The organism is Streptomyces sparsogenes subsp. cuspidosporus (assembly GCF_039532705.1).
Lineage (GTDB): Bacteria > Actinomycetota > Actinomycetes > Streptomycetales > Streptomycetaceae > Streptomyces > Streptomyces sparsogenes.
Genome location: NZ_BAAASD010000009.1, coordinates 183465 through 204707 on the forward strand (window position 1 = coordinate 183465; position 21243 = coordinate 204707).

Annotated in this window: 18 protein-coding genes and 2 pseudogenes; 10 read left to right on the plus strand and 10 right to left on the minus strand. The window is 71.8% G+C overall.

The window, feature by feature from the left end:
• Positions 1–9: 9 nt before the first annotated feature.
• The 3 genes from ABFY07_RS14380 to argF all read left to right on the plus strand — a co-directional run bounded on the left by ABFY07_RS14380 (position 10) and on the right by argF (position 3245).
• Positions 10–792: a hypothetical protein gene (locus ABFY07_RS14380; protein ID WP_346174871.1), complete on the plus strand. Its 783-nt coding sequence runs from the start codon at positions 10–12 to the stop codon at positions 790–792.
• Between the two features lie 102 nt (positions 793–894).
• Positions 895–2118, plus strand: a complete 1224-nt coding sequence (locus tag ABFY07_RS14385; RefSeq protein WP_346174872.1) for an arginine deiminase — start codon at positions 895–897, stop codon at positions 2116–2118.
• A gap of 122 nt (positions 2119–2240) precedes the next feature.
• Complete coding sequence (argF, locus tag ABFY07_RS14390) at positions 2241–3245, plus strand: ornithine carbamoyltransferase (protein ID WP_346174873.1); 1005 nt, start codon at positions 2241–2243, stop codon at positions 3243–3245.
• A gap of 25 nt (positions 3246–3270) precedes the next feature.
• Here argF and ABFY07_RS14395 read toward each other — a convergent pair whose 3' ends face one another.
• Positions 3271–3750, minus strand: coding sequence for an ATP-binding protein (locus ABFY07_RS14395; protein ID WP_346174874.1), 480 nt, complete (start codon positions 3748–3750; stop codon positions 3271–3273).
• A 232-nt stretch (positions 3751–3982) separates the two neighbouring features.
• Here ABFY07_RS14395 and ABFY07_RS14400 point away from each other — a divergent pair, with 232 nt between their 5' ends.
• From ABFY07_RS14400 to ABFY07_RS14410, 3 genes and pseudogenes are all read left to right on the plus strand, one after another.
• Positions 3983–4810 carry an enoyl-CoA hydratase family protein gene (locus tag ABFY07_RS14400; protein WP_346174875.1) on the plus strand — a complete coding sequence of 276 codons (828 nt, stop codon included), beginning with the start codon at positions 3983–3985 and terminating at the stop codon, positions 4808–4810.
• Positions 4807–7089 carry a bifunctional salicylyl-CoA 5-hydroxylase/oxidoreductase gene (locus ABFY07_RS14405; protein WP_346174876.1) on the plus strand — a complete coding sequence of 761 codons (2283 nt, stop codon included), beginning with the start codon at positions 4807–4809 and terminating at the stop codon, positions 7087–7089. The genes ABFY07_RS14400 and ABFY07_RS14405 overlap by 4 nt, the downstream gene beginning before the upstream one ends.
• A 31-nt stretch (positions 7090–7120) precedes the next feature.
• Positions 7121–7441, plus strand: a pseudogene (locus ABFY07_RS14410) (mycothiol transferase); the annotation flags it as partial.
• Positions 7442–7553: 112 nt separating this feature from the next.
• Here ABFY07_RS14410 and ABFY07_RS14415 read toward each other — a convergent pair.
• Together ABFY07_RS14415 and ABFY07_RS14420 are read right to left on the minus strand one after the other, a co-directional pair.
• A complete protein-coding gene (locus ABFY07_RS14415; RefSeq protein WP_346174877.1) occupies positions 7554–8408 on the minus strand; it encodes a PaaX family transcriptional regulator in 855 nt (284 codons plus the stop codon).
• Positions 8409–8412: 4 nt separating this feature from the next.
• Positions 8413–10083, minus strand: coding sequence for an AMP-binding protein (locus ABFY07_RS14420; RefSeq protein ID WP_346174878.1), 1671 nt, complete (start codon positions 10081–10083; stop codon positions 8413–8415).
• Positions 10084–10250: 167 nt separating this feature from the next.
• On the opposite strand from ABFY07_RS14420, the gene ABFY07_RS14425 reads away from it, so the two are divergent.
• The 3 genes from ABFY07_RS14425 (at position 10251) to ABFY07_RS14435 (ending at position 13776) form a co-directional block, all read left to right on the plus strand.
• Positions 10251–11375 carry an acyl-CoA dehydrogenase family protein gene (locus ABFY07_RS14425; RefSeq protein ID WP_346174879.1) on the plus strand — a complete coding sequence of 375 codons (1125 nt, stop codon included), beginning with the start codon at positions 10251–10253 and terminating at the stop codon, positions 11373–11375.
• A gap of 104 nt (positions 11376–11479) precedes the next feature.
• Positions 11480–11872, plus strand: coding sequence for a RidA family protein (locus tag ABFY07_RS14430; protein WP_346174915.1), 393 nt, complete (start codon positions 11480–11482; stop codon positions 11870–11872).
• 248 nt (positions 11873–12120) lie between these two features.
• Positions 12121–13776 carry an N-6 DNA methylase gene (locus tag ABFY07_RS14435; protein WP_346174880.1) on the plus strand — a complete coding sequence of 552 codons (1656 nt, stop codon included), beginning with the start codon at positions 12121–12123 and terminating at the stop codon, positions 13774–13776.
• A 21-nt stretch (positions 13777–13797) separates the two neighbouring features.
• On the opposite strand, the gene ABFY07_RS14440 is transcribed toward ABFY07_RS14435, so the two are convergent.
• The 4 genes and pseudogenes from ABFY07_RS14440 to ABFY07_RS14455 form a co-directional block, all read right to left on the minus strand.
• On the minus strand, positions 13798–15933 hold the full coding sequence (locus ABFY07_RS14440) for a UvrD-helicase domain-containing protein (RefSeq protein WP_346174881.1): 2136 nt from the start codon (positions 15931–15933) through the stop codon (positions 13798–13800).
• 36 nt (positions 15934–15969) lie between these two features.
• A complete protein-coding gene (locus ABFY07_RS14445) occupies positions 15970–17283 on the minus strand; it encodes an McrC family protein (protein ID WP_346174882.1) in 1314 nt (437 codons plus the stop codon).
• A 14-nt stretch (positions 17284–17297) separates the two neighbouring features.
• Positions 17298–17528: pseudogene (locus tag ABFY07_RS14450) on the minus strand (DUF4357 domain-containing protein); the annotation flags it as partial.
• 25 nt (positions 17529–17553) lie between these two features.
• Positions 17554–18828: a tyrosine-type recombinase/integrase gene (locus tag ABFY07_RS14455; RefSeq protein WP_346174883.1), complete on the minus strand. Its 1275-nt coding sequence runs from the start codon at positions 18826–18828 to the stop codon at positions 17554–17556.
• A gap of 468 nt (positions 18829–19296) precedes the next feature.
• On the opposite strand from ABFY07_RS14455, the gene ABFY07_RS14460 reads away from it, so the two are divergent.
• Positions 19297–19467, plus strand: coding sequence for a helix-turn-helix transcriptional regulator (locus tag ABFY07_RS14460; RefSeq protein ID WP_346174884.1), 171 nt, complete (start codon positions 19297–19299; stop codon positions 19465–19467).
• Positions 19468–19625: 158 nt separating this feature from the next.
• Here the strand turns inward: ABFY07_RS14460 and ABFY07_RS14465 are convergent, their stop codons facing one another.
• The 3 genes from ABFY07_RS14465 to ABFY07_RS14475 form a co-directional block, all read right to left on the minus strand.
• Entirely contained in the window at positions 19626–20426 is an 801-nt protein-coding gene (locus ABFY07_RS14465) for a hypothetical protein (protein ID WP_346174885.1), read from the minus strand.
• A gap of 155 nt (positions 20427–20581) precedes the next feature.
• A complete protein-coding gene (locus tag ABFY07_RS14470) occupies positions 20582–20845 on the minus strand; it encodes a hypothetical protein (protein ID WP_160310979.1) in 264 nt (87 codons plus the stop codon).
• A 144-nt stretch (positions 20846–20989) separates the two neighbouring features.
• Positions 20990–21238, minus strand: coding sequence for a hypothetical protein (locus tag ABFY07_RS14475; protein ID WP_346174886.1), 249 nt, complete (start codon positions 21236–21238; stop codon positions 20990–20992).
• Positions 21239–21243: the final 5 nt, after the last annotated feature.

The following is a 21243-nucleotide window of genomic DNA, read 5'->3' on the forward strand; positions in this document are numbered from 1 at the left end:
CGAACGGCCATGGTGGAAGAGGCAGCCGTGGAAGAGACAGCCGTGGAAGAGACAGCCGAGGCAAAGGCGGTCGTGGAAAAGGCGGCCGTGGAAGTGGCGAACCACCTCCCGACGGTAGCCGGGGGAGCGCGGCAGCTGCGCGAGGCGCTGCGGCAGGGCGGCGAGGCGTTTCCCGTCGCGCTGCGCGAGGCCGACGACGGCCTGCTGCTGAGCGCGCTCGACGAGGGGATGCCCGCCGAGCGGGCCACCCGCGTCGTCGTGGAGCTGGTGCGCCGCGCCTCCGAGCGCGGCCCGGAGCTCGCGGACGCGGTCTGCGAGAAGGTGCTGCTGGCCAGGCTCTATCTGGAGGCCCCGGCGTCGTCGGGCGCCGACGACCGGCTGCGGGTGCGCAACGCGCTCATGCTGTACGACGGCCTGGTACGCCCCTGCGCGGAGCGCGGCGGCACCCCCGGACTGCTGGCCTGCGTGGTGCCCGCGCTGTGGGCGGCGCGGGGCGGCGCGGGGCGTGAGGTGGTGCGCCGCATCGTGGACTCGCGGCAGCCCACGGGGTTCGGCGAGCGGGCGTGGAAGGAGCTGTTCACCTGCGCCGCGGAGGAGTGCCGCGAGCGCGAGGACGCGGCGGCGGCCGTGGCCCGGCGCGGGGCGCGGCGCTGGTGGTCGCGGCGGCTGAGGCCGCGCCGGGGTGGGGACGGCGGCCGGATCGAGCTGCAGCCCGGTCAGCTGTGGGTGTCCATCCTCCTGGGGCTGATCTCCGTCGGCCTGGTCCTGATCGTCGTCCTGGCCGCCCGATAGCCCGGCCCGCCGCCCGCCCGCCGCCTGTCCACGGACTGCCGGAACACCGGCAGCACGGCCGTGCGGCCTTCCCCGCGGGCCCGTAGCGACGAAGATGGACGCATGGGATTCCATGTGGACTCCGAGGCCGGGCGGCTGCGCCGCGTCATCCTGCACCGCCCCGACCTGGAGCTGAAGCGGCTCACGCCCTCCAACAAGGACGCGCTCCTCTTCGACGACGTCCTGTGGGTGCGCCGGGCCCGCCAGGAGCACGACGGCTTCGCTGACGTGCTGCGCGACCGCGGCGTCGAGGTGCATCTCTTCGGGGACCTGCTGGCCGAGAGCATGGCTCTCCCGGAGGCGCGGGCCCTGGTGCTCGACCGGGTCTTCGACGAGAAGGAGTACGGCCCGCTGGCCACCGACCACCTGCGGGCGGCCTTCGACGAGCTGGGCGGCCCCGAGCTGGCGGGGGCGCTGATCGGCGGCATGACCAAGCGGGAGTACCTGGAGCGGTATCCGGAGCCGGTCTCGATCCGCTTCCACACCATGGAGCCGGACGACTTCGTCGTGAACCCGCTGCCCAACCACCTCTTCACCCGGGACGCCTCCGCCTGGGTGTACGACGGGGTGTCCATCAACGCGATGCGCTGGCCCGCCCGCTGGCACGAGACCGTCCACTACGAGGCCGTCTACCGCCACCACCCCCTGTTCGCGGACGGCGGCTTCCACGTCTGGTCGGAGGGGCAGGCGGCCTATCCGTCGACGATCGAGGGCGGCGACGTCCTGGTGATCGGCAATGGCGCCGTGCTGATCGGGATGAGCGAGCGGACCACGCCGCAGGCGGTGGAGATGCTGGCACGCGGGTTGTTCGCCGCCGGTTCCGCCCGGACCATCGTGGCGCTCGACATGCCCAAGGGGCGGGCGTTCATGCACCTCGACACCGTGATGACCATGGTCGACGGGGACACCTTCACGCAGTACGCGGGGCTGGGGATGCTCCCCTCGTACACCATCGAGCCGGGCGGCGCCGGACAGGAGCTCAAGGTCACCGACCACCCGCCGGAGCACATGCACCGGGCGATAGCGGCCGCGCTCGGCCTGGACGCCATCCGGGTGCTCACGGCCACGCAGGACGTGCACGCGGCCGAGCGCGAGCAGTGGGACGACGGCTGCAACGTGCTGGCCGTCGAGCCGGGGGTGGTCGTCGCCTACGAGCGGAACGCGACCACCAACACCTATCTGCGCAAGCGCGGGATCGAGGTCATCACGATCCCGGGCAGCGAGCTGGGGCGGGGGCGGGGCGGGCCGCGCTGCATGAGCTGCCCGGTGGAGCGGGACCCCGTCTAGGAGCAGGAGCAGGAGCAGGAGCACCTGAGGCTTGAGGCCGGGACGGCGGGGGCTTCCGTATATATACGGTCCTTCGTATAGACTTCCAGCATCCCTTGTGATCGCACCCTAGGAGCCCGAACATGGCGACAGACCTCACCGGCCGCCACTTCCTCAAGGAGCTGGACTTCACCGCCGAGGAGTTCCGTCATCTGGTCTCCCTGGCCGCCGAGCTGAAGGCGGCCAAGCGCGCGGGCACTGAGGTCCAGCACCTCAAGGGCAGGAACATCGCGCTGATCTTCGCAAAGACCTCCACCCGCACCCGCTGCGCCTTCGAGGTCGCCGCCGCCGACCAGGGCGCCTCCACCACCTACCTGGACCCGTCGGGCTCGCAGATCGGCCACAAGGAGTCGGTGAAGGACACCGCGCGCGTGCTGGGCCGGATGTACGACGCGATCGAGTACCGCGGCAGCGGCCAGGACGTCGTCGAGGAGCTCGCCGCCCACGCCGGGGTGCCCGTCTACAACGGCCTCACCGACGACTGGCACCCCACCCAGATGCTCGCCGACGTGCTCACCATCACCGAGCACAGCGACAAGCCGCTGGAAGAGGTGACCTTCGCCTACCTGGGCGACGCCCGCTACAACATGGGCAACTCCTACCTGATCACGGGCGCGCTGCTGGGCATGGACGTGCGGATCGTCGCCCCCCGGAGCCTGTGGCCCGACGAGGCCGTCGTGGAGCGGGCGCGCGAGCTCGCGAAGGACTCGGGCGCCCGGGTCACCCTCACCGAGGACATCGCCGAGGGCGTGGCCGGCGCGGACTTCGTCGCCACCGACGTCTGGGTGTCGATGGGGGAGCCCAAGGAGGTCTGGGACGAGCGCATAGCGCTGCTCGGCCCCTACGCGGTCACCATGGACGTGCTCCGCGCCACCGGCAACAAGGACGTGAAGTTCCTCCACTGCCTGCCGGCCTTCCACGACCTGGGCACCGCCGTCGGCCGCGAGATCCACGAGCGGCACGGACTGACCTCGCTCGAGGTCACCGACGAGGTCTTCGAGTCCGCCCACTCCGTCGTCTTCGACGAGGCGGAGAACCGGATGCACACCATCAAGGCGGTGCTGGTCGCCACGCTCGGCCGGTCCTAGGGTCTGTCGTCAGCCGCCCCGCGGGTCAGTACGCCTGGCGCGCCGCGGCCGGGAGGGTGAACCAGACCGCCTTGCCCTCCGGGGTGGGGCGGTAGCCCGCCGCGGCGCTGAGCGTCCGGAGCAGCTGGAGGCCGCGCCCGCGCTCGGAGACCTCACGCGGGTCCTCGCCCGTCTCGGCGGCGCTCGGCGGGCGCGGCTCGCGGAGGGCGGCGGGCGGGCTGGGGTCCTGGTCGTGCACCTCGACCTGCCAGTCGCCGGACGGCGCCAGCTCCAGCACCAGCTCTATGGGCTCGTCGCCGTCCGTGTGCTGCACCGCGTTGGCGACCAGCTCGGCCGTCAGCAGCTCCGCCGTGTCGCCGTCCACGGGCGCGCCGGTGTCCGCCAGGGTGTTGCGGACCAGGGCGCGGGCCAGGGGGACGGCGACCGTGGCGTGCGGCAGGGCGAAGCGCCAGGAGGCGGTGGCAGTGGCGGGGCCACTGGTGGCGGCGGGGGCGGGGTCGGGCACGGCTCGGTCCAGTCGGTGGCGAAAGCTCCCCCCAGCGGTGGCCGGCGGAGGTATGAAGCGGACGATAGCGCCGTAAGAGGCGGTGGACCACTCGTGAGGTGATTTATGACTACTCACTTACCCGATGAACGGCGTTCCCCGACCTTTATCGCGTACTCGTGACGACAGTTACACAAGAGTGATAACTTCGGAGGGCAGGCACCAGCCGTCCGGCTGAAGGAGACCCTGGCCCATGAGTCCGTTCACCGGCTCCGCGACCGGGACCGAGGAGTGGCGGCATCTGCGCCTGACCCTCGACTCGGGTGTCGCGACCGTCACCCTCGCCCGCCCCGAGAAGCTGAACGCCCTCACCTTCGGCGCCTACGCCGATCTGCGCGACCTGATCGCCGAGCTGGCCCGCGAGGGGTCCGTACGGGCCCTGGTGCTGGGCGGGGAGGGCCGCGGCTTCTGCTCCGGCGGCGATGTCGACGCCATCATCGGCGCCACCCTCGCCATGGACACCCGCGAGCTGCTCGACTTCAACCGCATGACCGGACAGGTCGTGCGCGCCCTGCGGGAGTGTCCCTTCCCCGTCGTCGCCGCGGTCCACGGGGCGGCGGCGGGCGCCGGCGCGGTGCTGGCCCTGGCCGCCGACTTCCGGGTCGCCGACCCCTCGGCGCGCTTCTCGTTCCTGTTCACCAAGGTCGGGCTGTCCGGCGGCGACATGGGCGCCGCGTATCTGCTGCCGCGTGTGGTGGGCCTCGGGCACGCCACCCGGCTGCTGATGCTCGGCGAACCGGTGCGCGCCCCCGAGGCCGAGCGCATCGGCCTGATCAGCAAGCTCGTCGACGAGGGCCGGGCGGCGGCCGAGGCGGCCGCGCTGGCCCGCCGCCTCGCCGACGGGCCGGCGCTGGCCCTCGCGCAGACCAAGGCGCTGCTCACGGCGGAACTCGACATGCCGCTGGGCGCGTCGATCGAGATGGACGCGGCGACGCAGGCGCTGCTGATGAACAGCGCCGACTACGCCGAGTTCCACGCCGCCTTCACCGCCCGCCGCCCGCCCGACTGGCAGGGGCGATGACCCCCCAGGGGGAGCGCCCCCTGCGGATCGCCGTCGTCGGCGGCGGCCCCGGCGGCCTCTACGCGGCCGCGCTGCTGCGCCGCCGGCTCACCCCCGGCCCCGAGGTCACCGTCTGGGAGCGCAACGCGCCCGACGACACCTTCGGCTTCGGTGTCGTCCTCTCCGACGAGACCCTCGGCGGCATCGAGCACGCCGACCCCGCCGTCCACGCCGCCCTGCGCCGCGACTTCGTCCGCTGGGACGACATCGACGTCGTGCACCGCGGCCGGACCCTGACCTCGGGCGGCCACGGCTTCGCCGCGCTCGGCCGGCGCCGCCTGCTGGGGATCCTGCACGAGCGCTGCCAGGCCCTCGGGGTCCGGCTCCGGTTCCGTACGCAGGCGCCGCCCGCCGCCGAGCTGGCGCGCTCGTACGACCTGGTGGTCGCCGCCGACGGGGTGCACAGCGCGACCCGCCGGGCCCACGCCGACGCCTTCCGGCCCCGGCTGACCACCCACCGCTGCCGCTACATCTGGCTCGCCGCCGACTTCGCCTTCGACGCCTTCCGCTTCGAGGTGGCCGAGACCGAGCACGGCGTGGTGCAGCTGCACGGCTACCCCTACCGGCCCGGCGCCAGCACCGTCATCGTCGAGGCCCGCGAGGAGGTCTGGCGCCGGGCGGGCCTGGACCGGCTGGACGAGCGGGAGTCCACGCGGTGGTGCGCCGAGCTGTTCGCCGACGCGCTCGCGGGCCGCCCGCTGCGCGGCAACCGCTCCCAGTGGACGGCCTTCCGGACGGTCGTCAACGAGCGCTGGTGGCACGGCAACACGGTGCTGCTCGGCGACGCCGCGCACACCGCCCACTTCTCGATCGGCTCCGGCACCAAGCTCGCCATGGAGGACGCCGCGGCGCTCGCGGACCACCTCGCGGCCCACCTCCGGGAGCGCACCCCGGTGCCCGAGGCGCTGGCCGGGTACGAGGCCGAGCGCCGGCCGGCCGTCGAGTCGACCCAGCGCGCCGCCCGCGCCAGCCTGGAGTGGTTCGAGAACCTGGCGCTGTACGTGGACCAGCCGCCCCGCCGCTTCGCCTTCAACCTCCTCACCCGCAGCCGCCGCGTCACCCACGGCAATCTGCGGCTGCGCGACCCCGCCTTCGTGAGGGCGGTCGAGCGCGAGGCCGCCCTGCCGCCCGCCACCCCGCCGATGTTCACCCCCTTCCGGCTGCGCGGCCTCACCCTGCGCAACCGCGTGGTCGTCTCGCCCATGGACATGTACTCGGCCCAGGACGGCACGCCCGGCGACTTCCACCTCGTCCACCTGGGCGCGCGGGCGCTGGGCGGCGCGGGACTGGTGATGACCGAGATGGTGTGCGTGAGCCCCGAGGGCCGCATCACCCCCGGCTGCACCGGCCTGTACCGCGACGTGCACGAAGCCGCCTGGCGCCGGGTCGTGGACTTCGCGCACACCGCGTCCCCGGGCACGGCCATCGGCGTCCAGCTCGGCCACAGCGGGCGCAAGGGCTCCACCCGGCTGATGTGGGAGGGCATGGACGACCCCCTCCCGCGGGGCAACTGGCCGCTGTCCGCCCCCTCCCCGCTGCCCTACCGCCCCGGCGTCAGCCAGGTCCCCCACGCCCTGGACACCGCCGGGCTCGCCGAGATCCGCGCACAGTTCACGGCCGCCGCGCGGCGCGCCGCCCGGGCCGGCTTCGACCTCCTGGAACTCCACTGCGCCCACGGATATCTGCTCTCCAGCTTCCTGTCCCCGCTCACCAACCACCGCGCCGACGCCTACGGCGGCACCCTCACCGCCCGGCTGCGCTACCCCCTCGAAGTCTTCGACGCCATACGGGAGGTGTGGCCGGCCGACTCCCCGATGACGGTCCGTATCTCCGCGACCGACTGGGCCCAGGGCGGCACCACGGCGGACGACGCGGTCGCCGTCGCGGCGGCCTTCGCCGCCCACGGCGCGGACGCCGTCGACGTCTCCACCGGCCAGGTCGTCCCCGACGAGCGCCCCGACTTCGGCCGCTCCTACCAGACCCCCTACGCCGACCGGATCCGCAACGAACTGGGCGTCCCCGTCATCGCGGTCGGCGCCATCTCCTCCTGGGACGACGTGAACTCCCTGCTCCTCGCGGGCCGCGCCGACCTGTGCGCCCTGGGCCGCCCCCATCTCTACGACCCGCACTGGACCCTCCACGCCGCCGCCGAACAGGGCTACACCGGCCCCGGCGCGCCCTGGCCGCTCCCGTACCGGGCGGGCAGCAGAACACCCCCGACGGGCCGCGCCGATCGGTAAATGATGCGCCGATCGGTAAATGATGGTCGCCATGACGAAACGCAGAAGGGGCGATCTGTTCGTCCCCGAGGAACAGGACCGACGGCTCGACGCCCCCACGACCGGTGACGAGCGGGGCATCCTCACCGGCGCCCTGGCGGCCCAGCGCAGCACCCTGGAGCTGAAATGCGCGGGGCTGGACGGGGAGTTGGCCCGGCGCTCCGTGGAGCCCTCCACGCTCTCGCTGCTCGGCCTGGTCCGGCACCTCGCGGATGTGGAGCGCCGCTGGTTCCGTCGCGTGCTGGCCGGGCAGGACGTGCCGCTGCTCTTCTCCACGGACGAGGAGCCCGACGGGGACTTCGACGGCGCGATCGGCGTGTGACGCCGGCCGCCGGGCCCCGCGTCAGAGCGTCAGGCCCGCGTCGGCCCGGTGTCAGAGCGTCAGGCCCCGCGTCGGCTCGGCGTCAGAAGTTCAGCCCCCGGCCTCAGGCCGCCACCACATCCCGCACGTACGCCGCGCCCGCGTCGCGCAGCCGGTCGTGCAGCGCCGCGAACACCTCCGCCGCCCGGACGCCGGGCCAGTCGGCAGGCAGCAGCGCGGCGGGCAGCCCCGGGTCGGCGTAGGGGAGGGCGCGCCAGGAGTCCAGGGCGAGGACGTAGTCGCGGTAGGCGTCCTCGGGGTCCGGCGTGCCGCCGTCCGACCAGCGGGCGAGCACCGGCTCGTGGGCGTCGAGGAAGGCGCGGTGCAGCTTCGCCAGGTGTTCCAGGTCCCACCAGCGGCGCACCGCGCGGGCCGTCGGCTCGAAGCCGGCGTGGGCGCCGCGGAAGAGGTCGACGTACGAGGACAGTTCGAGGCGGGCCAGGGTGTGCCGGGTCTCCTCGTAGAGGTGGTCGGGGGCGACCCACACCCCGGGCGCGGCGGTGCCGAAGCCGAGCCGGGCCAGCCGCGAGCGCAGCAGGTGCCGCTTGTGGCGCTCGTGTTCGGGGACCGAGAAGACGGCGAGCAGCCAGCCGCCGGTGTCCCCGCCCGCGCCCGGGCGGCCGTAGATGCGGCGGTCGCCGTCCTCCAGCAACTGGCGCGCGTCCGGGGACAGGGCGTATCCGGCCGCCCCGGCCCGCGTGCGGTCGGCGACGAGCAGCCCGCGCCGCTTGAGGCGGGAGACGGCGGAGCGTACGGAGGGCGCGTCCACGCCCACCGCGCCCAGCAGCCGGATCAGCGCGGCGACGGGGACGGGGCCGGGCGGGCGGTCGTCCGGGTGCCCGCCGGCGTGGCCGTCGCCGCGGCCGTAGGCGCCGTAGAAGGTGACGATCAGGGAGCGGGGCGTGTGCTGGCCGGTCACGCGCTTACTGTAAGCCGCCGCTCGCACCCCGCTTGCCGCGCTCCGCCGTCCCGTCCCGCAGGCGGTAGCGCTGGAGCTTGCCGGTGGGGGTGCGGGGCAGGGCGTCCAGGAAGACGAACTCGCGCGGGCACTTGTACGGGGCCAGTTCCGAGGCGACGAACTCCCGCAGCGCCGCAATGGTTTCGTCCGTACCCGCGACGCGCGGCCGCAGCACCACATGGGCGACCACGACCGCGCCCCGCCGCTCGTCCGGCCGCCCGGTCACCGCGGCCTCCACCACGTCGGGGTGGCGCAGCAGCGCGTCCTCGACCTCGGGGCCCGCGATGTTGTACCCGGCCGAGATGATCATGTCGTCGGCGCGTGCCACATAGCGGAAGTAGCCGTCCGGGTCGCGGATGTAGGTGTCCCCGGTGAGGTTCCAGCCGTCCCGTACGTACTCGCGCTGCCGCTCGTCCGCCAGATAGCGGCAGCCCGTGGGCCCGCGCACCGCGAGCAGCCCGGGCCGGCCGTCCGGGACCGGCCGCAGCCCGGCGTCCGTGTGCTCCACCACCCGCGCCTCGAAGCCGGGCACCGGAACGCCCGTCGCGTCCGGCCGGATCGCGTCGTCGGCGGCGGAGATGAAGATGTGCAGCAGCTCGGTCGCCCCGATGCCGTTGATGATCCGCAGCCCGGTCGCCCGGTGCCACGCGTGCCAGGTGGCCGGGGGCAGGTTCTCCCCGGCCGAGACGCAGCGGCGCAGCGAGGAGATGTCGTACGCGTCGCCGCCCGCCAGCCGGGCCAGCATCGTCCGGTAGGCGGTCGGCGCGGTGAACAGCACGGAGATCCGGTGGCGCGCGATGTCGGCCAGCAGCCGCTCGGGCCCGCCCCAGTCGGCCAGCAGCGCCGACGCGCCCGCGCGCAGCGGGAAGACGACCAGGCCGCCGAGGCCGAAGGTGAAGCCCAGGGGAGGGCTGCCCGCGAACACGTCGTCGGCGCGCGGCCGCAGCACCTGCGCGGAGAAGGTGTCGGCGATGGCCAGCACATCGCGGTGGAAGTGCATACAGCCCTTCGGCCGCCCGGTCGTCCCGGACGTGAAGGCGATCAGCGCCACGTCGTCGGCGGAGGTCGGCACGGCCTCGTACGACGCCGGCGCGGTGGCCGCCAGCCGCAGCAGGTCCCCGGGGCCGTCCCCGCCGTAGTACGTCGTCCGCAGCCCCGGCACCGCGGCCTTCTCCAGGTCGTCCGCGCACCGGATGTCGCACAGCGCGTGGCGTATCCGGGCCGCCTCGCAGATCGTCGCCAACTCCCGGGCCCGGTGGGCGGCCAGCACGGTCACCGCGACCGCCCCCGCCTTCATCACGGCCAGCCAGCACGCGGCCAGCCACGGCGAGGTGGCGCCGCGCAGCAGCACCCGGTTGCCGGGCACCACCCCGAGCGCCCCGGTGAGCGTGTGCGCGATCCGGTCGACATGCGCGCGCAACTCCCCGTACGTCCACACCTCGCCCGTCGCCGAGCGCACCGCGACCCGGTCCGCGCCGCACCGCTCGACGGTGGCGTCCAGCAGCTCGGCGCCGCAGTTGAGCCGGTCGGGGCGGGGCGGCCCGGGCAGGCCGAGGAGGAAGGCGGGCCACTGGCCGGCGGGCGGCAGATGGTCCCGGGCGAAGGTGTCGGTGTGCGCCGAAGGCCTCAGCTCCATCGCGAACGCGCCCCCTATGCCCGGCCTCATGCCTGCCCTGTGCATGCCTCTGTGCCCGCACATGCCCTGCCCGAAGTCGCCTTGTCAGCGTAACGTGATGGTGACGACAGTCAACAGATCGCGATAAACGCCCCCGAAGGAAAACCGAGTTGCTGGGAGGGTGACCGGTGCCGTCGTTCGCACTCGATCCGAAGCAGCGGCGCTGGTGTGCCGAAGTGCGCTCCCTCGCCCGCGACCTGCTGCGCCCCCTCGCCGACAGCGGCCCGCCCGGCCGGGTCAACCGGCCCCTGACCGCCGCGCTCGGCGAACTCGGCCTGCTGCGGCGGCTGTTCCCGGACGACGGGCCGGTGCGCGCCCTGGATTTGTGCCTGCTGCGCGAATCGCTCGCCCGGGAGTGCACCGAGGCCGAGACCGCGCTCGCCCTCCAGGGCCTGGGCGCCTACCCGATCGTGCTGTCCGGCGGCCCCGAGCAGTACGCCCGCTGGATGCCCGAGGTCCGGGCCGGCCGCGCGGTCGCGGCCTTCGCGCTCAGCGAGCCGCAGGCCGGGTCCGACGCCGCCGCGCTCGGCCTGCGGGCCGACCCGGACGGGGCCGGCGGCTGGCGGCTGACCGGCGAGAAGTGCTGGATCTCCAACGCCCCCGAGGCCGACTTCACCGTGGTCTTCGCCCGCACCACCCAGGGCGCGGGCTCGCGCGGCGTCACCGCCTTTCTCGTGCCCGCCGACCGGCCCGGGCTCAGCGGCGAGCGGCTGGAGATGCTCAGCCCGCACCCCATCGGCAGCCTCGTCTTCGACGGCGTCCCGGTCACCCGCGAGGACGTCCTGGGCGCGCCCGACAAGGGATTCGGCGTCGCCATGCGCACCCTCGACCTGCTGCGGCCGAGCGTCGGCGCGTTCGCCGTCGGCATGGCCCAGGCCGCGCTCGACGCCTCCGTGACCCACGCCGGCCGGCGCACCGCCTTCGGCGGCCCCCTGAAGGACCTCCAGGCCGTCTCCCACCAGCTCGCCGAGATGGCCACCCGCACCGAGGCCGCCCGCCTCCTGGTCTACGCGGCCGCCGCCGCGTACGACGAGGGCGCGCCCGGCATCGCGGGGAGTTCGGCCATGGCCAAGCTCCTGGCCACCGAGACCGCCCAGTACGTCGTGGACGCCGCCGTGCAGATCCACGGCGCCCGGGCGCTGCGCCGCGGCCACCTGCTGGAACACCTGTACCGCGAGGTCCGCGCGCCCCGGATCTACGAGGGCGCGACCGAGGTCCAGCGCACGATCATCGCGAGGGAGCTGTACCGATGACCCGCCCCACAGAGCACACCGGCGACACCGAGCGCCCCGCCCCCGCCGACACCGGGCACACCCGGCCCCCGGCCGCGCCCGCCGAGCCTCCCGCTCCGCCCCCGCTGCTGCGCGTCAACCCGCCGCAGCTCTCCCCGCCCACCGGCTTCAGCCACGCCGTCACGGCCACCGGCGGCCGGCTGGTCTTCCTGGCCGGCCAGACCGCGCTCGACGGCGCGGGCTCGATCGTCGGCGCCACGCTCCCGGACCAGTTCCGGCGCGCCCTGTCCAACCTGCTGGCCGCCCTGGCCGCCGCCGGTGGCGCACCCCCGGACCTGGCCCGGCTCACCGTCCACACCACCGACGTCGCGGCGTACCGCGCGTCCGCCCCCGAACTCGGCCGGATCTGGCGCGACCTCGCGGGCCGCGACTACCCCGCGATGGCGGTCATCGGCGTCGTACGGCTGTGGGACGAGGCGGCGCTGGTCGAGCTGGACGGCATCGCGGTGGTCCCGTAGGAGCCGACGCGCCCGCCACGGCCGGCGCGCCCCGACCGCCGCGGACACCCCCGATCACAAAGATGTTCTTCTCGCCCACCGGGTCCTGCCTCCTCGACGACGCCGTTTCCGGGTGCCCGGGTACCCGCCGGCGGATCAGCCGTCCCCTTGTGTCCGATTGCGGCGGCATTGCCGACAGTAACGGTATGTGTACATTGTCAACATAGTGCACCCTGGAAAGCGGGTAACACTCCGTATACGCTGAAGCTATGACGGAGAATGCCGCTTCACCGGTCGGCCCACTGGTCACCGGCGCCGAGATCGCCCGGCTGGCCGGAGTCACCCGGGCCGCTGTCTCCAACTGGCGTCGGCGCTACGACGACTTCCCCGCGCCGGCGGGCGGTGCCGCGAACAGTCCGCTCTACGCGCTCGCGGAGGTCCAGGAATGGCTGGACAGGCAGCGCAAAGGCCAGGAGGTCTCACCCGAGGTCGAGTTGTGGCAGGCCATGCGGGCCGTGTACGGGGAACAGATGATCGCGGGCTTGGCCCAGGTCGCCGCGGTGCTTGCCGGAGAGGCCGCGGCGGGAGTGCCGGAAGACGTCACCACCCGTGTACAGGGGCTCGCCCGAACCGAAACGCCCGCAGACGTCGTCAACGGACTGACGGAACGGTTCATGGACTCCGCCCGGCGCGCCGGGTCCGACCAGGTGACGCCGGAGCGCGTGGTGCGCGCCGTGTGCCACTTCGCTCCCGAGGTGCCGGCCGACGCCACCGTCTTCGACCCCGCCTGCGGAATCGGGGTGCTGCTCCTGTCCGTCGCTTCCCGAGCCGGGGCGCGCTGCCGCGGACAGGAGCTGGACGCCGACAGCGCCCGCTTCGCACAGCTCCGCGCCGACCTCCTGGGCCGGTCGGGCGTGCGCGTCGTGGCGGGTGATTCCCTGCGCGCGGACGAGTGGTCGGACCTCAAGGCCGATCTGGTCGTCTGCGACCCTCCGGCCGGCGTGACCGAGTGGGGGAGGGAGGAACTGCTCCTCGACGCCCGCTGGGACCTCGGCACCCCGTCCAAAGCCGAAGGGGAACTCGCCTGGCTCCAGCACGCTTACGCGCACACGGTGCCCGGCGGCCACGTCCTCATGGTCATGCCGGCCTCGGTCGCCTACCGCAAGGCCGGCCGCCGCATCCGGGCGGAACTCGTACGCCGGGGCATCGTGCGGCAAGTCGTCGCCCTGCCGCCGGGTACGGCGACCTCGCACGCCCTGCCCGTCCATCTGTGGTGTCTGCGGCGCCCCGAGAGCACGGGAGGCGTGGACACGAACCACACCGTGCGCATGGTCGACCTGACGGACAACAGCCCCGACAGCAGTCTGGAACCACGCCCCGACCAGGTCGCCGACGTGCCGCTGATCGAATTCCTCGACGACACCGTCGACCTGACACCCGGCAGCCACCTCCGTTTCCGGCACCGCGACTACCCCGGTGAGTACGCCGCCCTGCGCGAGGAACTGGAGGACCGGATCCGTCGACTCGCCGCCCTCCTGCCCGGGCTCGCCGCAGGCGGCGGGCCGGGCTCGCTGGACGGCGCCACCACCAGCGTCGCGGACCTCGCCCGTGCCGGGCTCGTGGCGTACGACGGCCAGGAGCCGGTCTCGGCCAGCGATCAGCTCGACACCGACTATCTGCGGGGATTCCTGCGCAGCTCCGCCAACGCCCGCAGGTCCACGAGCGCGAGCGGAACCTACCGCTTCGACGGCAGGGGCTCACGCATCCCCCGTATGGGCATCGATGATCAGCGCCGGTACGGCTCCGCCTTCCGGGCGCTGTCCGCGTTCGAGGAGGGAATGCGCAAGGTCGACGAGCTGAGCCGGCGGCTCGCCGAGGTCGCCCGGGACGGTCTCGCCACGGGCGCCCTGGCACCGCGGGAATGAGCACGGAGCCGTTGCGGCCGGTCAGACGGAGTGAGGAAGGAAGGGGCTCGCGGTCCCGCTCCAGGTCACACTCAGGGTCTCGCGAGCCCGTGTGCACGCGACGAAGAGCAGACAGCGCTCACGGAGCAGGTCGGCGTCATGCTGGAGCGGGTCGGCCTCACGCGGGGTGATCTCGCGGGCGAACGGGACGGCGCCCTCGGCGGCACCGAGCACGGACACCGCCCGGAACTCCAGCCCCTTCATCGCGTGCATCGTCGCCAGCCGTACGCCCTCGGCGCCCTGCGCCACCCGGCCTTTGACCCGTAGCACCGGGATGCCGGCGGCGTTCAGTTTCTCCTCGGCCGTGTCCAGGGAGAGGTTGAAGCGTGCGCACACACCGATCTCGTGCGGCGCGAGGCCCTCGGCGAGCAACGTCCGGACCCGCTCCACCAGGGCCTCGGTCTCCTCCTGCCGGGTCGCGTACCCCCGCACATGGGGCCGGCGTCCGTGGAGCAGGGAGCGGTACCCGGCCAGCGAGTCCGGCTCCTCTCCCTCGAGCGTGTCGACGGTGACGGGTGCGAGGAGGCGAGCCGACCAGGCGAGTATCTCCTCCGTGGAACGGTAGTTGACCCGCAGCCGGAAGCTGCGGCCGGTCGTGGTGATGCCCAGCGACCGCAGCGACACCCGGGAGTCGTAGATCCGCTGATGCGGGTCGCCGGTGACGAAGAGGTCGTCGGGGCCGGGGGAGACGGCAGCGCGCAGCACACGCCACTGCGCGGGATGCAGGTCCTGCGCCTCGTCGACCACCACATGGGCGTACGGAGCCGGCCGGTCGGCGAGGAGTTCCGCCGCGCGGGCGCAGATGCGCAGGTGGGTGGTCTCGCCGCGGTCGCGCAGGAACTGCTCGAACCGCTCCACGCCGCTCCACACCTCCCGGCGGCGCGCGGGACCGAGACCGGAGCCGCGGCCGCGGCGGCTCGCGGCGAGGTAGGCGTCGAGATCGCGCAGGTTCTGGCCGAGGACGACGTGCCGGTACTCCTGGGCCAGGAACCGGGCGGTGAACGGCAGATCGAGCTGCTTGACCGCCTTCTCCCACAACTGCCGCTGCTCCCGGTCCCCGATCGGATGGCACACGGCGGCCGAGCCGGCGCGCACGACGCCGTTCGCGAACGCGTCGACCGTGGTCACGTCCACGCGCGCCAGCAGCTTCTCGTCCTCGTCGAGGAGCAGACCGAGCAACTCGCGCAGCCCGGCCGCGAGCGCGTTGGTGTACGTGGTGAGCAGGACACGGCCGTCCTCGGAGCGGCCGAGCAGGTGCTTGACCCGGTGCAGGGCGGCCACCGTCTTGCCGGTGCCGGGTCCGCCGGTGACCTGGACGGGGCCGCCGTAGGAGGTGCGGTAGGCGACGCGCCGCTGGGAGGGGTGGAGGAAGACCCTCCAGGCCGCGAACGGCTTCTCCAGCATCTCCTCCAACTCCTGCGGCCCGCTGACCAGCCGGATGCGCGCGTGGGTGTTGGAGATCACCGTGGCCAGGTCCTCGACCGGTTCGGCGGGGGCGTCGGCGGGCCGGCGGACGGCCACGACGTCCCGGTAGACCTCCTCCGGGCTGAACCCTTCGGCGAGGTACTGCAACACCTCCAGCTGGTCCTCCGGCAGGAGCGTGGCGAAGGCATCCAACTGGGCCTTGTCCACCATGGAGCGCGCGGCGCGCAGCACCTGGTCGTCGATCCCGAGTTCACGCAGCGTGCCGTCGGAGACATCCGCGAACAGCAGCCGGGGTGCCGTGCGCGCGGCCGTCTCGTACAGCGGTGTCAGCTCGTCCAGGGCGACGGCGTCGCGCACCTCGAGGGCGCGCGTCGCGGAGTTGGCGCTGTACAGACGCTTCGCAGCCCAGGTGTAGGCGTCGTCGTGCGGCAGGACGTTGACCAGCAGGAACATATCGCTGCCGTCGTCGGGCGCGAGCACGACGCCCCGCCAGAAGTCGGTGATGCGGATGGTGCGCATCCGCGGGTCACGGGCGTTCTCCACAGACTCCAGATGCAGTCCCTTGTCCGCGTTGAGCGCGGCGACGCTCATGGCCTGGAATTTCGCCATGGCCTTGCGTACTCCGGCTCGGACCGGCTTCTCGAGGGTGTCGTAGCCGTCCCAGAAGCTCTGGGCGAAGGCGAGCCGGGGCATGGGGTCTCTTCCTTTCCGCCGGGCGGTTTTTCGTGATCACGCATGGGGAACGTCCCCGGCCAGCCGTCCGGCGAGCTGTCCCAGGGCCGCCAGGAGTTGTTCCGGTGGGCGGGAGAGATCGAGACTGTGCTGGTAGAGGCGCACTCCCCGGCCGTCCGGCCCCGCCTCCGTTCCCCGCACCTCGTGGAAGCGCTCGGGCCGGCGCCCGGCCGCGTACACCAGGTGTGCCTCGCGCAGCCCGAGCACGGTGGCGTAGGTGAGGGCCTGGTACAGGTCGGCGTTGGGGAGTCCGTCGGCCTTCTCCACCTTGTACTTGGCGTCCACGACGGCGAGCGGGGTGCGGCCGTCGCCGGTACGGACGACGAGGTCGGGGCGCATCCGTACGAGACCCGCGAGGTCGAGGTGGTGGGGATCCTGGAGGCGCGCGGTCAGGCCGCGCTCCCGAAGGGCCTCGCGCAGGGCGACCGTGACGAAGTCCTCGAACAGCTTGTTCATGTCCAGCAGGAAGCCGTCCACGGCGAGCGGGTCGGCTCCGGCCGGACGGTGCTCGGGCGAGGTGCTGCGCAGGACGGCCTCGGCGAGCCGCAGCGCGGGCTGATAGCGGGAGTTCAGGCGTGAGGGCTGCCAGCGCGGCAGTTCCTGCCCCCGTATCAGCGGCAGGGCGTCGGCCAGGCGTACGCGCTGATGAGCGAGGCGCCGCCGGACGGGCCCGGGAACGCCCGGCAGCCGCAGCAACCGCTCGGCGGCGGCGCGCAGGATGCGGTTCTCCGCGGTGTCGGCGGTGTACGCGTCGTAGGCGATCTCCACGGGCGGCGTACGGCCGAAGTGCCGCCGGATCTGCTCGGCCTCGCGCAGGCGCCCGCGCACGACCAGAGCGGATTCCTCCACCTCCCGGTAGCCCTGGAGGACCCCCCGCCGCAGTGCCGCGTCGATCTGCCGTTCCACGGCGTGCGCGAGCGCGGGGACGACGTCGTCGTACGCGCCGGTGTCGATGGTGCCCTCCCCGCTGTCACGCCAGGCGCGGGCGGGGTCGAGGCTGAACCCGAGGAGGAAGAACAGCCGGCTCACCGGGGTCTTGGGCATGATCCGTACGACCGGACCGCCGGGTGTGCGCACGGCGCCGACCCGGTTGCCCGCGCGCAGCAGCCAGTGTCCGGGCCGGCCGGGGTCGGGGGTCGCGCTCCGCAGGATGCCGGAGGCGGCCAGCGCCCGGCCGGCCTCGGCGCCCAGCGGGACGGAGACGGCGGGCCCGTACTCGCGCAGCGACACCTCGGACACGGACGCGGGCACGGACGCGGGCACGGACGCGGGCACGGACGCGGGCACGGACGCGGGCACGGACGCGGGCACGGACGCGGGCACCGTCACGGGAGCTGCCCGCGCAGCGAGTCGAGGCCGTAGCGGGCGTTGACGTCGATTCCCTCGCCGTAGTGGTGTTCCTCCAGCAACGGCAGGATCTTCGTGCGCCAGGTCCGTTCGAGGCCGCCCTCGCGGTACACGCCCCGCTTCATCAGGTACGAGGGGCCGATGGCGAAGTCGGCGTCGTCGATACGGGCGTTGAGGGCGTCGAGGAGGCGGGCGGGCTCCAGGTCCTGTTGCACAAGCTGAACGGAGCAGGACTCACGCGGCCCCGGTGTAGGCGCTCCGGACCGCGATGCGGACCTTGGAACCGGCTCCCACGACCCGGTGCACGTATTTACGCAGGGTAAACGCGGGATCGGCGTGTCCGAGTCGGTCCGCGAGCGTGTAAACGTCTACCCCGCCGTTGATCATCATCGACGCGTACAGGTGTCGGAGCGCGTGCATCATCACGTCGCGGGACTTCTCCCAGCGTCGTCCCTTCGCGTCGGGCTCAAGGGGCTTGATGAGGCCGGCCGACGCCAGGGCGGGCTTCCAGCGGTAGGAGTTGAACCAATTCGACTGAATGGCGGTCTTCTCCCGGGTGTAGAAGATCAGCCGCGCCGTGACCGGGGAGCCGCCTTTGCTGCCCCACGGTCGGGTCACCTCGACCGGCGGGTACTTCTCCATGTGCTCGCGCAGGGGGATGGCCACGTCGTCGGTCAGCTCGACCCACCGGTCCTTCGGGTCTTCGTCGTCTCCGCCCTTGGGGAGGGCGTATACGAGGAACGAGCCGTCGTGGACTACTTGCCGTTGCACGTGCACCATGGCGCCGTCTGGATGTGCCCAGTCGATATCTTCTGGTGACAGGCCGAATATCTCACCTTGCCGCAGACCCAGGCCGCGACCACAGTCAACAAGTGCTTTGTAGCGGTCGGGAAGTTCGGCGCGGATCTTCTCGGTGTCCTCCCACGTTAGGGTCAGATCTGCCCGGCCGCCACCTCCTCGCTTCGGCTTGGCGTCCTGCACCGACTTGGCGAGGCGCGGATTTTTGTGTATCAGGCTGTCGTCCACGGCCAGGTCAAAGACAGCCCGAAGATTGTCGAAGACCAGGCGCAGCGTGGAACTTTCGAGCAGCCTGCGACGGTCGTGCAGCCAGTCCAGCAAAGATGAGGCGTTCACGTCCTTTACGCGCATCTTCCCAACTGCGGTAGGAACGACGTGCAGGAGAATCCGCTCCTTGTGGCGTCGGTAAGTCCGTGGATTCTTGTGTTCGTGCCCCTTGAGCCACGTAAGGGCGAGTTCACTGACCCTGACCTCCCCGGCGCGAGGGTTGATGTACGAACCGTCGTCCACTCCGGACCGCATCTTGGTCTCATGCCTGCGGGCTTCGACCTCGGTGCGGAACAGCTCTGTCTGCTGTACGTCTTCCCTGTTGCGCCATCGGGCCTGCCACCGCTTCCCCGTCCCGTGATCCCGCGTCGGAACTTTGCCGTGTTCCTTGCAGGTCGACTCCCCGTCTTTCGGGCGCGACTTGTGCCAGCGGTCGTACGGCATCGGTTCAACTCCTAGTTTCCAACGGCCCTTTGAGTCTATTTGTGGACTCTTTTCAATCAGGGTCATCGTCGACGGCGAGACTGTGCGCCCTGTGTGAATTGGATGTTGATCCAGCAGAGCTGAAGATGTCAAATGCATTCTTGGGGTCTTCGCGACAAAGGGCGCAGAGTGGTAGAGAAGATTTCACCTAGACGAATGCTCGCTGAGGGTTCGACGAGGGCTCGACGAACCCTCAGCGAAGATTCGTCTGTGTCCTTCGAGAGTTCGCAAGAGTCGTAGGCATTTCGTCGAAAGGCCCTCTGTTTGGTCCGGCCGGAATTCAATGCAAACGTTCCGCCCACCACCACGGCGGGGTGCCGCTCACGTGGTTCTTTCCTGCCCGCTTCGAACCGTTTTGGAGTGCCCATGCGTCGAACCACTGCCTGTGCGGAAGATGCCGCCAGTGGCGCGGGGGACCGTTGTCCCTTGATGAGCGCGGAGGAGCTGGCCGACTTCCTGGGCGTACCTCTGAATACGGTCTACATATGGAATCACCGACACCAGGGGCCGCGAGCCCACAAGGTCGGCCGCTATTTGCGCTACCGCTGGCCGGAGGTAGAGGCATGGCTGGAAGCTCAAGCGGTGAATCGCGCGACCTGATCGGCCATGATTGGCTGGTGCCCTTGTCCTTGGTCGGGCGACAGAACCCGGCGTACAGCCCGACTCGCCTGACGCCACCAGCGGCTTTGCCTTGGAGAGGGCCTCCGACGCAGGTCGGAGGCCCTGTCTAGTGATGCGCCATCCGAAACGGCACGGCTCTACGCCCGGTCGCGCCTGAGAGTCGTCTCGCTGAGCCCCAGGGCCATGCTGCCCATGAGCTGACGAGCGAAGTCCTCCAGAATCGAGGGGTTGGTAGCTAGGAACTCCATGACCCGCTCAGTTCGCTGCTCAGTCGAAAGCTCTTTCAGTTCCTGCTGCCATGCCAGGGTGGCAGCACCGCCATCCTCGACCTCGGCATTCACGATGAGGCTCCAGAGTGCCTGCTGGGCGTCCTCACGAGCGAGCCAAGTCGTGAACATCTGCTGGAACTGCTCGCTCGTCACAGTGACCTTCGGGTCGCTGGGCGCGGTGGCCAGATCTTGGGAAGGCGCGTCAGCCTCGACCCCCGGGACGGCAACGGGAGGTGCCGTCGTGGCCCCGGCCCGCAAGGCCTTCTTCTGGGCTCTGCGGGCCTGCTGCTTCAGCACCAAGGCTTCGCCCTTGGCAACGAGGACCGGCACGGCCTGGGTATGCCACCAGTGGGCAACGCGAGGTTTTGCGATCTCTACGAGATCACCGATGATCTGGCCCGCGATGTCAGCCACGACCTGTTGGCCGGGGGTGAGCTGAGGACGCTGATCCGCCACGTACTCGGTGACGTAGACGATCTCGGGCTTGTCTGTTGAACCTGACTCCTTTTCGGCCTTCAGGCGGATCTCGACGTGCTCCGGCCCCTTGTCACTCGTCTTGGGAGTGAACCCACGCTTCCAGCCTTCGCTCTTCCGCGAGTCGGCGAGGTGCTCGCCCTTGGGGACACGAACAACTGCGTCGACCTCGTCGTACTCCTGGTCCTCGGCCATGCGTCCTCGTCAGTACTCGGGTCCTCCTCGGCGCTCAGTCGACGAGGAAGTCGCGGTAGTAGAACCTCACTCCTGACCGTAGCTGCAGCGTCCGACGATTTGGCAGGTTCGGCGAGCATCGCATCAGCCGCCACAGAGCCGCAGGTCCAAGGTTGTCACCAGTCCCCTTGCCGGATCCGCTCGTCGGACACGATCCCGTAGACGTACCGCCCTGAACGTTCGGGGCATCGTGGAATCTCCGACGGCCCCGCGATCGGCCATGCCTCCAGCGCTGACCTGATCTCGTGCCACTGCACGTTGCGCCGGCTCTCGACGATGACCAGGGTGTAGTGGTTGGTCCGGTAGGTGAAGGGTTTGCCGGTCTTCGTGTAGAAGACCTCGCCCTGGTGCTCCTCGATCCGAGGCCTCGCTGTCTCCATGTTGGGACCGACCGGCACCGGCTCGGGCGGAGGTGGCGGTGGCACTGGATGCCCTGCCCACCGGAGCCGTTCCTCCGGCGTTGGCTCCCGGCTACTTCGATGCCAGGATGCGCTCCCCGGCATGGTGGTCGAGGTGACTGCCAGCTATGTTCCGTCCGGCAGCACCCCACGGCCAGGCTCTCGGTAGGGCTCCGCAATCATGATGTCACGCCGCTCATAGCCGAGCCTGCTGGCAACTGACTCCAGGGTCCCCATCTGAGTGTTCCCGACGTACGACAACTGGTCCTCGCTCGCATCGTCCGAGAACTCCACGACGCCGACCAGGTAGACCCCGTTCTCGTTCGGGTCGCCGAAGAGCTGCCGCAAGCGGTCGGGTCCAAAGTCGCCCATCATCTATC